The 12,541-nt window shown below is 54.8% G+C and carries 12 protein-coding genes and 1 tRNA gene; 3 read left to right on the top strand and 10 right to left on the bottom strand.

All coding sequences use genetic code 11. The features are described 5' to 3' along the window. Positions 1–9: 9 nt before the first annotated feature. A complete protein-coding gene (locus G6Q15_RS07035; RefSeq protein WP_164117154.1) occupies positions 10–858 on the bottom strand; it encodes an SDR family NAD(P)-dependent oxidoreductase in 849 nt (282 codons plus the stop codon). 140 nt (positions 859–998) lie between these two features. On the opposite strand from G6Q15_RS07035, the gene G6Q15_RS07030 reads away from it, so the two are divergent. Next, positions 999–1,346, top strand: a complete 348-nt coding sequence (locus G6Q15_RS07030) for a hypothetical protein (protein WP_164117015.1) — start codon at positions 999–1,001, stop codon at positions 1,344–1,346. A gap of 28 nt (positions 1,347–1,374) precedes the next feature. Here the strand turns inward: G6Q15_RS07030 and G6Q15_RS07025 are convergent. The 8 genes from G6Q15_RS07025 to G6Q15_RS06990 all read right to left on the bottom strand — a co-directional run bounded on the left by G6Q15_RS07025 (position 1,375) and on the right by G6Q15_RS06990 (position 9,472). After that, positions 1,375–1,459 (bottom strand) — tRNA-Leu (locus tag G6Q15_RS07025). Positions 1,460–1,747: 288 nt separating this feature from the next. Next, complete coding sequence (locus tag G6Q15_RS07020) at positions 1,748–3,193, bottom strand: coniferyl aldehyde dehydrogenase (RefSeq protein WP_240330796.1); 1,446 nt, start codon at positions 3,191–3,193, stop codon at positions 1,748–1,750. Between the two features lie 79 nt (positions 3,194–3,272). After that, entirely contained in the window at positions 3,273–4,025 is a 753-nt protein-coding gene (locus tag G6Q15_RS07015) for an A24 family peptidase (protein ID WP_240330795.1), read from the bottom strand. Continuing rightward, positions 4,026–5,915: an acetyl/propionyl/methylcrotonyl-CoA carboxylase subunit alpha gene (locus tag G6Q15_RS07010; protein ID WP_164117152.1), complete on the bottom strand. Its 1,890-nt coding sequence runs from the start codon at positions 5,913–5,915 to the stop codon at positions 4,026–4,028. Continuing rightward, a complete protein-coding gene (locus G6Q15_RS07005) occupies positions 5,908–6,348 on the bottom strand; it encodes a hypothetical protein (protein WP_164117150.1) in 441 nt (146 codons plus the stop codon). The genes G6Q15_RS07010 and G6Q15_RS07005 overlap by 8 nt, the downstream gene beginning before the upstream one ends. Before the next feature lie 18 nt (positions 6,349–6,366). Further along, positions 6,367–7,968 carry a carboxyl transferase domain-containing protein gene (locus tag G6Q15_RS07000; RefSeq protein ID WP_164117148.1) on the bottom strand — a complete coding sequence of 534 codons (1,602 nt, stop codon included), beginning with the start codon at positions 7,966–7,968 and terminating at the stop codon, positions 6,367–6,369. Beyond that, positions 7,965–8,315 (bottom strand): hypothetical protein, encoded by a 351-nt coding sequence (locus G6Q15_RS06995; protein ID WP_164117146.1) that lies wholly within the window; start codon positions 8,313–8,315, stop codon positions 7,965–7,967. The genes G6Q15_RS07000 and G6Q15_RS06995 overlap by 4 nt, the downstream gene beginning before the upstream one ends. Further along, the gene (locus G6Q15_RS06990; protein ID WP_164117144.1) at positions 8,315–9,472 is read right to left on the bottom strand and encodes an isovaleryl-CoA dehydrogenase; all 1,158 of its coding nucleotides are present in this window, start codon (positions 9,470–9,472) and stop codon (positions 8,315–8,317) included. The genes G6Q15_RS06995 and G6Q15_RS06990 overlap by 1 nt, the downstream gene beginning before the upstream one ends. Before the next feature lie 176 nt (positions 9,473–9,648). Between G6Q15_RS06990 and G6Q15_RS06985 the strand changes: the two genes are divergently transcribed. Beyond that, positions 9,649–10,848 carry an acetyl-CoA C-acyltransferase gene (locus tag G6Q15_RS06985; RefSeq protein WP_164117142.1) on the top strand — a complete coding sequence of 400 codons (1,200 nt, stop codon included), beginning with the start codon at positions 9,649–9,651 and terminating at the stop codon, positions 10,846–10,848. 72 nt (positions 10,849–10,920) lie between these two features. On the opposite strand, the gene G6Q15_RS06980 is transcribed toward G6Q15_RS06985, so the two are convergent. After that, positions 10,921–11,391 carry an SH3 domain-containing protein gene (locus G6Q15_RS06980; protein ID WP_164117140.1) on the bottom strand — a complete coding sequence of 157 codons (471 nt, stop codon included), beginning with the start codon at positions 11,389–11,391 and terminating at the stop codon, positions 10,921–10,923. A gap of 132 nt (positions 11,392–11,523) precedes the next feature. On the opposite strand from G6Q15_RS06980, the gene G6Q15_RS06975 reads away from it, so the two are divergent. After that, entirely contained in the window at positions 11,524–12,534 is a 1,011-nt protein-coding gene (locus G6Q15_RS06975; protein ID WP_164117138.1) for a D-glycerate dehydrogenase, read from the top strand. The last annotated feature ends 7 nt before the right edge of the window (positions 12,535–12,541 follow it).

Raw genomic sequence — 12,541 nt, 5'->3', positions numbered from 1 at the left:
TGCTTATCTTTACGATGCCTTATAAGGCGCAAATCGCGGATCATCTTTTGTCGCCTGGTAATCAGCCGCGATATGCTTATGCCGCGCTGCAATGGCGTCATAAAAATCGGGATGGGTGAATATATAGAAACGGCCCGCTTCCACACAATCGGCAACCCATTCCCCCACAATATCGGCGGGCATCCCGCTTTCGATCACGGCTTTCATTTGCTGTGCAAGCGGGTCGTCGGGGTTAGGCTCCTTGCCTGCCCTTGACGGTGCATCATTGCCACTCAGGTGGATCTGTGTCTTGACCCAAGCCGGGCACAGGACACTCACACCAATCCCACGCTCTTTCATTTCCTGGAGCAGGCTTTCGCTATACCCCACAACGGCAAATTTCGTGGCATGATAGGGTGCCATGCCAGCCATGGAGACATGCCCTGCCATCGATGCAACGTTGATGATATGTCCGCCCTCCCCATGCGATTCCATCAACGGTGTAAATATTTCCACGCCGTTGACCACGCCCATCAGGTTGATATCAACAACCCACTGCCAGTCGCGCATCGCTATGGAACCCGTCCTGCCGCCAGAACCCACACCCGCATTGTTGACGACCATATGCACCTTGCCAAAATGTTCGATGGTCGCTTCCGCAGCTTTCTGCATAGCGTCATAATCGGCAACATCGCACTGGATCGTCGCCACATTATTGTGGCTTTTTTTCAGCTTTGCAGCAGCTAGTTCCAATGCATCACCATCAATATCTGACATCATAACATTGGCACCGTGCGCGGCGAAACTGCGGGCTATTTCCAGGCCTATGCCGCCTGCCGCACCTGTTATGAAAACTGTCTTGCCTGAAATAGATGTCATATTTTCTCCTTATCTTTTTCGCATTTAGGCATAAAGCGATAAAGAATGAAACCATGATACGCATTTGACTATAAAAGAAAGGAATGCGAGCCTCCCTGTCGACTCAAATATTCGGCACATACTAAAGAAAGAGGGAAATCATGTTTATAAGAACCGGGCTTGTCATTACCACATTCGTATTAGCCGCGTGCAGTCCCGCAGAACAACCAGACACGCAAGATCAGCAAAACGAAGAAACTACAGTGCCAGAGGTTGCGGAAACCGTGCAGGAATCCGGAGTTTGCGATGACAAGGGCAACCGATATGCCAGCGATGAAGAAGCTCGTGCGACACGCCTTCCGGACGCCGCATTCGGTGCCACATATTGCCCTGAATATACAGCTGGTCTGCATCCAAGCTGGGACAAGGACCAGGACGGCATCAACGATTGTGAAAATGATGGCAGCTGTGACCACACAGTCGATTATTCACAGCCGCGGCCGGAATAATTCAGTGAAGGGTCATGGCATTAGGTAATGGTGCCCCTGGTCCGACTCGAACGGACACTCCTTGCGGAACCGCATTTTGAGTGCGGCGCGTCTACCAATTCCACCACAGGGGCACATATTCACGGGCAATGCCGTAAAGCGATTGCGTCTCTAACTGAGAGCGTTACCGGATGCAATGGGCCATATGCAATGATTTCTTTACGGCTCCTGTATGTCGCCGCTTTTCTTTCGAAACGATATAATGGCAATGATCGCAAAACATATTGCAGCAACAGCACTCATGCCTGCTCTCAACACACTTTCACCTTCCTGATACCTTTCAAGGGCGAGAAAGAAAAAGATTGCACTCACTATACCAAATAACAGTGCCCGGTTCCTGTTGCTCATAGTCGCTTGGCTCCTTATTTCTTAAGTTCACGTTTCAAAGTCGCATGTGTGCTTTTGCCATAGGGCGGTTTAAACCCGCCCATGCCCGCGACATCCACGCCGGTCTGACGGTAAACCGCGCGCATATGGCTGAATGTTTTGAACCCGTCTGCACCATGATAATGGCCCATACCAGACGGGCCAATGCCGCCAAAAGGCAGGTCTTCCATCGCATTATGGAAAATCACGTCATTCACCGTTACACCGCCAGAAACTGTACGGTTCAGCACCTGCTGCTCCTCTGCTTTGTCTGACCCGAAATAGTAAAGACCCAGCGGCCGGTCATGATCGTTCACATAGTCAATCGCTTCATCAATGCTGCGATACGTCATTACTGGCAGGATCGGTCCGAAAATCTCTTCCTGCATAACTTTCATGTCATCATTAACACCACGCACGATATGCAGCGGCATTTTGCGGCCATTATAGCTTTCAAAGTCCTCTGCAGCCGGATTGACCTCGATCACTTCCGCACCCTTTTCGCGCGCATCGGCCAGATAGCCCTGCAACCGATCATAATTACGCTCATTCACCACCGATGTGTAATCATCATTGTCGATCAGCGCGGGGTATTGCGCATGCACGCCCTGCTTCACACTTTCGATCACATCTTCTTCCTGGTCGGACGCAACCATCAGATAATCGGGCGCAAGGCATATCTGCCCGGCATTCATCATCTTGCCCGTTGCGATGCGTTCACCCGCTTTTTTCTGATCCGCGCTGCGCCCGACTATAGTAGGTGACTTGCCGCCCAGTTCGAGCGTTACCGGCACAAGATTTTCCGCTGCCGCGCGCATAATATGCTTGCCGACACTGGTCGCACCTGTGAAGATCATATGGTCAAAGGCAAGCTGCGAAAAGGCGATCCCAACCTCTGGCCCACCGGTAAACACCGCCATTTCGGTTTCATCAAAATATTTAGGGACAATTTCCTCAAACAGTGCCGACACATTTTCCGTAAATTCAGACGGTTTTATCATCGCACGATTGCCCGCGGCGAGTATGCCCGCCATCGGTACCATCACCATGCCAACCGGGAAATTCCACGGAGCCACCACACCAACCACGCCTTTGGGTTGATACACGACCTCAGCCTTTGCACCGATCAGGCCGAGCGGAAAAGTCGCCTTGCGCTTTTCGCCGCGGGCCCAGCTTTCAAAATGCTTGCGCGCATGTTTCATCGCACTGACCGAAGGCATGATGTCAGTCATCAATGTCTGTTCAGTGCTGCGGTGACCGAAATCTTCGGAAACGGCATCTGCGAACTGGTCTTTATAATCAATCAGCAGCGCAATTGCGCGGTCGATCCGGTCACGCCGCACACTCATCGCTTCGGGCATGGACGCGGTGAAATCAGCACGCTGTTTACTCAACGCTGCCTGCATTTCAGTGGACTTATCGGATGAATTGGCCTCGGGCATGATGCTCTCCTTTTATCTTTGTGCGTAGCATAAGCGAAAAGGTTGCAATATGAAATGGGGGATTGAACCGCTGCCGGTTTCAGTTGAACACGAGCCAATAGATATACGCAGGCAGTGCCATCAACGCGCCCAGCGGCAGGTGCATATCGGCGGCGACTTTCCGTCCCGTTAGCATCAGTACAGCAGCGATCGATAACCCCAGTACACTTGCCCCTAACAATATAAAGGGCAGCCCAGCCCAGCCCAGCCATATCCCGATGCCGCCCAGCATTTTGGGGTCACCGCTGCCCAGACCCTCACGCCCGCGCAGGTGTTTATACCCCCATCCGATCAGCCACAGCAGCACAAATCCGGCGACACCGCCCGCAATATGATCCGTAATCTGGCCGCGGTTGAAAATGAAAACTGCGATAAGTCCGGTTACCGCCAGCAACAAGGTGAGCCGGTCGGGAAGCCAGTAATGCCGCAGGTCCAATGCAGCAAGTGCCAGCAATATCCAGCCAAAGACCGCCCCCGCCACGCCATACCAATCCGGCGACATACACAATGCCAGCCCGCTTATTGCCGCCGCACAAAGCTCGATAAACAAAGCTTCATGGTCAATGGTGGCATCACAGGACCGGCACTTTCCACGTTGCAGGATATGGGATATTATTGGGATAAGTTCGTGCGGACGCAGCTTTTTGCCGCACCCATCACATTGTGACCGCCCTGCCATCACTGACTTGCCATTCGGCCAGCGTGACACCAATGCAGCGATAAAACTACCAAATATCGCGCCAAGGATAAGGCCGAACGACGGTGCTAAATATGCAAGATACCCAGCGTTCAATTATTCGCTATCCTCGCCCGCATCAATCTCTGCCAGCCCAATCTCTACTAGCAATGTGCCTTCGCTCACCTGCCCGTCGAGCTCGGCATTTAACTCCGCCACGGTCCCGTCAAACGGCGCGACCAGGCTGTGCTCCATCTTCATGGCTTCGAGTGTAAGCAGTTTCTGCCCTTTGGTCACGGCATCCCCGGCCGCGACATTCACCGCGATAATCTTGCCCGGCATCGGGGAGAGGATCGCACCATCGGAGGCTGCACCTTCACCTGCGCCCGTCGCGCGGCGACTGATCGAATAAGCAAAACCGCGGTCGAACAGGATAAACTCATTGCTGGCGAGCGGCATCAGACCGGCCATTTCACTGCCGTCCATGGGTATAGTAGTGGGTCCACCATCAACGCGCACGGTAAAGCCATCCTTGTGCGGACTGTTAAGCCGGAAATTGAGCAAGCCCGACTGCTGAGAAGCAAGATCGGCATAATTGGCGGCCAGGCTTTGTGCCACAGCAGCCTTTGTACCGCCATCCAGTTCGGGTTTGGCCGTAATGGCCTCATCCAGACCACCGATAAATCCGGTTGTCATATCACCTGACTGAAATTCCGGTTGATGCAGCAACTGCGCCAGAAAACCAGCATTGGTTTTTACCGGCCATACCTCGGTCGCTTCACAGCATTCAGCCAGAACAGCGATTGCCTCTTCGCGGGTCTCATCATGCACGATCAGCTTGGCAATCATCGGGTCGTAATGCGGGCTGACTTCATCGCCTTCCTCCACACCCGTTTCAATGCGGTCGGCATCCAGGAACAGCCGGTCAAGCGGGCCTGTGCTGGGCAGGAAGCCATTGACGGGGTCTTCCGCATAGAGGCGCGCCTCTATGGCCCAGCCATCAATGCTAAGTTCGTCCTGCTGCACCGGAATGGGCGCGCCGCTCGCCACAAGGAGCTGCCACTCGACCAGGTCAACGCCTGTGATTTCTTCGGTGACAGGATGTTCGACCTGCAGCCGCGTGTTCATTTCCATAAACCAGATGCGGTCGGCGCGCAGGCCTTCGGACCCGTCGGCGATAAATTCGATCGTACCCGCACCCTCGTAATCCACCGCCTGTGCCGCACGTACAGCGGCGGCGCATACGGCTTCGCGGGTGGCTTCGTCTATGCCCGGTGCGGGGGCTTCCTCGATCACTTTCTGGTGGCGGCGCTGCAACGAACAGTCGCGTTCAAACAGGTGTACGACATTGCCGTGGCTGTCACCGAACACCTGCACCTCGATATGGCGCGGGCTTTCAATCCATTTTTCAATGAGGACGATGTCGTTGCCGAATGAGGCCGCCGCCTCGCGCTGGCACGACACAAGTGCATCCGCAAAATCCGCCGCCGCATCGACTTTGCGCATCCCCTTGCCGCCGCCGCCCGCGACCGCCTTGATAAGGACCGGATAGCCGATTTTCCCGGCCTGTTCGGCGAGGTAATCCGCGTCCTGATTGTCGCCGATATAGCCTGGCGTGGTGGGCACGCCCGCATTGTCCATCAATGTCTTGGCCGCGTCTTTCAGGCCCATTGCGCGGATGCTATCCGGCTTTGGTCCGACCCAGATCAGTCCCGCATCAATCACGTCTTGCGCAAAATCGGCATTTTCGGACAGGAAACCATAGCCCGGATGAATCGCCTCCGCGCCCGTCTCCTTCGCCGCCGCGAGTATCTTATCGGCCACCAGATAGCTCTCGGTCGCCGCCGATGGCCCGATATGCACCGCTTCATCGGCCTCACGTACATGCAGCGCCTTTGCATCGGCATCGGAATAAACCGCCACCGTGCGAATGCCCATATCCCGCGCGGTGCGGATAATCCGGCAGGCGATTTCACCCCGGTTTGCAATAAGGAGGGATTTAATCATCCGTTTGCTCTTCTTCCAAATATCCGTTTTTAATACAATATGTGCGGCACTGCTCGTTATCGATTTGCGAAGCTATTTTGGTAAGCCGCTCAGATGGAATTTTTGGACACGGCTTATTGGGTGCAAATACTTTTTGGTCACAAAATTCACACGTTTCACTTACGGCAGCATTGCTACTAGCGATCACTTGCTTTTCAATTTCACGCCCTGGCAAAAACCATATAGCACGCACCACATAGCCTAAAGCTATAAGCAGAACACCCAATCCGATCCCAATTTGCGCGATAGCGAGTGATATTGTGAACGTGTTGACGGTCTCAGCATTCACCACAACAAACATTGCAATAATGCCGACACATAGCAGGAACGATCCAGCGCCTATCACAGTTCCACCATCTGGACGTTCTAAATATTCTTTCTCATTCTGATCCATATTACCGCCCCCCCATCATCACATCCTAAACACACCAAATTGCGCCCGCTCTGGCACTTCCGCATTCAGAGTCGCCGCGAATGCCAGCCCCAGCACATCGCGTGTTTGCGCGGGATCGATAATGCCGTCGTCCCACATGCGGGCGGTGGCGTAATAGGGGTTGCCTTCGTCTTCGTATTTCTGGCGGATCGGGTCTTTGAAAGCCTCGGCCTCGCGCTCATCCCATTTGTCCGCATCGCGGTGGACGGTGGCTAGCACCGATGCCGCCTGTTCGCCGCCCATCACCGAAATACGGCTGTTCGGCCAACTGAACAGGAAGCGCGGGTTATATGCGCGGCCGCACATGCCGTAATTGCCCGCGCCGAATGATCCGCCGATCAGGACAGTGATTTTCGGCACGCTGGCGGTGGCTACGGCCGTCACCAGCTTTGCGCCGTGCTTGGCAATGCCTTCCGCCTCATATTTGCCGCCGACCATAAAGCCGGAGATATTTTGCAGGAACAGCAAAGGCACGCGGCGCTGGCAGCATAGCTCAATGAAATGCGCGCCCTTTTGCGCGCTTTCGCTGAACAAAATTCCGTTATTGGCGATAATGCCGACCGGCATGCCCCATATATGCGCGAATCCGCACACCAATGATGTGCCGTACAGCGCCTTGAACTCGTGAAATTCGCTGCCATCGACCAGCCGCGCAATCACCTCATGCACATCATAGGGCGCACGGACATCGTCGGGCAGGATACCGTAAATCTCTTCGGCGTCATATTTGGGCGGACGCGGGTCAACGATGGCGATATCGGGCTCCCGGCTTTCGGGCAAGGTCGAGACAATATCGCGCACAATGGTGAGCGCATGTTCGTCGTTCTCCGCAACATGATCGACCACGCCGGACTTACGCCCATGCAGGTCGCCGCCGCCTAGGTCTTCGGCGCTGATTTCTTCGCCCGTCGCGGCTTTCACCAAAGGCGGTCCGGCAAGGAAAATCGTGCCCTGATTACGCACAATCACGGTCTCGTCCGACATGGCGGGCACATAGGCACCGCCCGCGGTGCAGCTCCCCATCACGCATGCGATCTGCGGGATTTGCTTCGCGCTCATATTCGCCTGATTAAAGAAAATCCGCCCGAAATGGTCACGGTCGGGGAAAACCTCGGCCTGATGCGGCAGGTTCGCACCGCCGCTATCGACCAGATAGACGCACGGCAGATGGTTCGCCTCGGCAATTTCCTGCGCCCGCAAATGTTTTTTGACGGTCATGGGGTAATATGTGCCGCCTTTAACGGTGGCATCGTTGCACACAATCATTACCTGCCGCCCCGACACGCGGCCAATACCGCAGATCAGGCCAGCACCGGGAATATCATCTTTATAAAGTTCGTTAGCCGCCAATTGCCCGACCTCAAGAAAAGGTGAGCCCGGATCAAGCAAGCGTTCAACCCGCTCGCGCGGTAGCAGCTTTCCACGCGAAACATGTCGTTCACGCGACCGTTCACTGCCGCCCTTCGCCGCTTCGGCAACTTTCTCCCAAAGCTCGTCTTTCAGCGCAGTGTTATGCGCTGTATTGCCGCGATATGCTTCAGATTCGGTATTGATTTTCGTGTCGAGTACAGGTGCGGTCATCGAAACGCTCCAATAAGTGCAAGGGCGCCGGCAATCCCCATCGGAATCCAGCCGGGATGTTCAAAACGTGAAGTTACTATGTCAGCAATTGCCATGCCTATCCAGACCGCCCCTGCTGCAATGACAAGAATACGCGGCGTCGCAGGCCATGCAACCACCAGCGCACTGAACAGCATAAGCAGCGAAAGCGCGTGCCAGCAAAAGCGCAGCAGTGCCGGGGCTATCGCCATTTCGGGAAGCGGATTGCCTTTAGCCAGCATAGGTTCCAGCACCAACTGTGCCCCGCCGGTTGAATGCAGCACGGCCACAACAACCATCGCGGCGGCGGAAAGCCAGTGCCACACCATCAAGCAGCCCCGATCAGTTCACGGCCGATCAACATACGGCGAATTTCGTTGGTGCCTGCGCCAATGTCGAGCAGTTTTGCATCGCGCATAAAGCGTTCAACCGGCCAATCCTTGGTATAGCCTGCGCCGCCGAGTGCCTGAATCGCCTCGAGCGAAACTTTGACAGCATTTTCGGAGGCAAGCAGGATAGACCCCGCCGCATCGAACCGCGTAGTCTTGCCCGCATCACACGCCTTGGCCACGGCATAGACATAGGAGCGCGCAGATTGCAGCGCGACATACATGTCGGCCACTTTACCCTGCATAAGCTGAAACGACCCGATGGGTTGTCCAAACTGTTTACGCTCACGCACAAACGGAATCACTACATCAAGGCACGCCTGCATGATACCGAGCTGGATCGCGGCGAGCACAGCGCGCTCATAATCCAGACCCGACATAAGCACGCCGACACCGCCATTGACGGGGCCCATGATATTTTCTTCAGGCACATGGCAATCGTTAAATACCAGTTCCGCCGTAGGGCTTCCGCGCATGCCCATTTTGTCGATTTTCTGACCGATGGAGAAACCCTCCATGTCCTTTTCGATAATAAACGCCGTGATGCCGCCGCTGCCCTCGCCGGTTTTAGCATAGACGATCAACGTTTCGGCATATTGGCTATTGGTGATCCAGAACTTCGTACCGTTGAGCAGATACCCACCCTGCACCGCGTCAGCTTTCAGTTTCATCGACACCACATCGCTGCCGGCATTTGCTTCGGACATAGCAAGCGAGCCAACATGTTCGCCCGACACCAGCCCGGGCAGGTATTTTGCTTTCTGTTCAGGTGAAGCCCAGCGCGCCATTTGATTGACACACAGATTGCTATGTGCGCCATAGCTGAGGCCTACCGAGGCGCTCGCGCGGCTGATTTCTTCCACCGCGATGCAGTGTTCCAGATAGCCAAGCCCCAGCCCGCCATCTTCCTCTGCCACAGTAATCCCGTGCAGGCCAAGCTCACCCATTTGCGGCCACAGGTCTTCGGGGAACCAGTCCTCTGCATCGATTTTAGCCGCAATCGGCATGATTTTATCTTCGGCAAAGCGGCGTGTGGTGTCGCGAATCTGGTCCGCCATTTCGCCCAGTTGGAAATCAAAATCGGGGGTTGCTGACATGTGAGACTCCTTAAACGCCAAATCTTTGTCAGGCACCATAATCAGCTTCGCGGATTTTTGTAATATAATTTCGTGAAGAAGTTGATGTTGCAGCGCAATATTGGATTTGAAAAATGTGGCGGAAAGGCTTACCTACATCGCATAACAATTTTCACTCGAACACAGAAAGTCCCCCCATGGCCACATTCAGCGAAAACGATCCGATTGTCATTCTGTCCTATGCCCGCACCCCGATGGGCGGCATGCAGGGCGTATTTTCCGATGTATCGGCAACGGAACTCGGCGCGACTGCGGTGAAGGCCGCAGTGGAGCGCGCAGGTGTGAATACCGATGATATCGACCGTATCTATATGGGCAATGTGCTGTCCGCTGGTCTGGGTCAGGCGCCAGCGCGTCAGGCTGCGCTAAAAGCCGGTTTGCCCAAATCAGTCGAAGCCACAACGGTCGGTAAGGTGTGCGGATCGGGCATGCAATCAGCGATTATGGGCGCAGAAGCACTTGCGGCAGGTTCGATCGACCTGATCGTTACCGGCGGCATGGAAAGCATGACCAACGCGCCCTATCTGATGAAAAAGCATCGTGGCGGCGCGCGCATCGGCCATGATACCGTGTATGACCATATGTTTCTCGACGGGTTGGAAGATGCCTATGAAGAAGGCCGTGCCATGGGCACTTTTGCGCAAGACACGGCGAACGAATATCAGCTGACCCGTGAGGCACAGGATGCATATTCCATCGAATCACTGCGCCGTGCCAATGCCGCAATTGAGAGCGGCGCATTTGACCGCGAAGTTGTGCCCGTCACTTTCTCCACCCGCAAGGGAGACGTTACCGTCGATACTGACGAGCAACCTGGCCGGGGCCGCCCGGATAAAATCCCGAACCTGCGAGCAGCATTCGCAAAAGACGGCACGATTACCGCTGCCACCTCCTCCTCAATTTCCGATGGTGCCGCGGCGATGGTACTGACCCGTCAAAGCGTAGCGGACGCGCATGGCAAGAAACCGATTGCACGCATTGTCGGCCTTGCCGCACATGCGCAGGAACCTTCGCAGTTTACGGTGGCTCCGGTAGGCGCGGTAAACAAGGTTCTGGAAAAAGCGGGTTGGTCGATGGATGATGTTGACCTTTTCGAAGTCAATGAAGCTTTTGCCTGCGTCGCTATGTTCGCGATGCAGGATCTGGGCATTCCGCATGATAAGATTAACGTGCATGGCGGCGCAACCGCACTAGGCCATCCGATCGGTGCCAGCGGGGCGCGGATTATGACTACACTGATCGCTGCGCTGCAAACCCATGGCAAAAAACGCGGCATCGCTTCGCTTTGCATCGGCGGCGGCGAAGCAACAGCAGTGGCAATTGAATTGCTCGATTAATCCAACCTTGCAGGAAAACCAAAAGTACCGCCCATTAAACCGGGCGGCACTTTTATGGAATAGTTGGTAATGTCAGGGCTTGCCAACGCCCCATAAACCAGCCGCAGCCACATAGCCGGACTGTCCATCTATATCGAATTCACAATAGTTATTGGAACAGCTTCCCAGCACGCCAACAACACCCGGCTCGACACGCCATATCACTTTCGATGCGGATTCAGGTTCTGCATGCATTTTTTGAATACCGTCAATGACAACCGCAGTCCGCTTGCGTGACAGCAGCGAAGCCAGCATCCATGAAACATCACCGTCATGATCCTCAATCTGACGCCAGCTTTCATACCGTTTCAGCACTTTAACCGGCAGGTTTTTACGCTGGTATACCCATGCAATCCGGTAATCACGCGTCGGACCGACCCGGGCATTTGCCTTCTCGTCACTGATAGAAGCCCAATAGGGCGTTTCGACATTTTGCGCATGTGCGGGCGCGCTGGCAAACACCATACCGCTCAGCAAAAATATGCCTGAAAATATCTGTATCATGCGCCTGTGAAAGGGCCGCATATGCTTGCTCCGCTTACCATATATCATATGCATGCCTCTTACAGGGATTAACCCATAACTTTCAAGCGCCGCCCGCTTGACCTTTGGTAAAATCTGCCAGATAGCGTGCATATGCCCAACAGTGCCCGCCTCTCCACCCCTATCGCCAAACCCAAAATCGCTGTTACGCGTGATCTTGCCGATAGTGTGCAGGCACGGATGGAAGAACTGTTCGAAGCGTCTCTTAACCGCGCAGACATTCCTATGACACCTGAACAGCTGCATGATGCGATGCAGGATATTGATGTTCTGGTCCCCACTGTGACGGACGATATCAATGCTGATCTTATCAATGGTGCCGGCGACCGGCTTAAGCTCATAGCCAATTTTGGCACCGGCGTGGACCATATTGACCTGAAGGCCGCTCGTGCACGGGGCATCATGGTCACCAACACGCCGGGTGTTTTTACCGATGACACCGCCGATATGACCATGGCGCTGATCCTGTCCGTACCACGCCGCTTTGCCGAGGGCGAAAAACTGGTGCGTTCGGGCAAATGGGAGGGATGGAAACCCTCCGGCATGCTGGGCCACCGCATTGGCGGCAAGACTTTGGGCATTATCGGCATGGGGCGTATCGGACAGGCCGTCGCCCACCGGGCACGCGCTTTTGGTCTTCGCATCATCTACCATAACCGCCGCCGTCTGCCCGAACATCTCGAACAGATGCTGGGCGCGGAATATCGGGGTGACCTTGATGCGTTGATCCAGGATAGCGACATCATAACGCTGCATAGTCCGCATAATGCTGAAACGCATGAAATGATAAACGCAAAGCGGATCGCGGCGATGAAAAACGACGCGTATCTCATTAACACCTCACGCGGCGAGATTGTTGATGAAGAAGCCATGATTACTGCCTTGGAAAAAGGTGAAATCGCAGGTGCCGGGCTTGATGTCTACACCCATGAACCGGCAGTCGATCCGCGTCTGCTGGCGCTCAAAAATGTAACGCTTTTGCCGCATGTCGGCAGCGCTACTTTTGAAGGCCGCGAGGCTTCTGGTGAACGCGTTATTGCCAATATTCGCATCTGGGCAGACGGCCACAGACCACCGGACCAGGTTCTGGATGGCTGGATGTAGTCAGTAA

It is taken from the genome of Sphingorhabdus sp. Alg239-R122 (assembly GCF_900537065.1).
Taxonomy (GTDB): Bacteria; Pseudomonadota; Alphaproteobacteria; order Sphingomonadales; family Sphingomonadaceae; genus Alg239-R122.
This window is presented reverse-complemented; position numbering and strand designations above follow the sequence as displayed.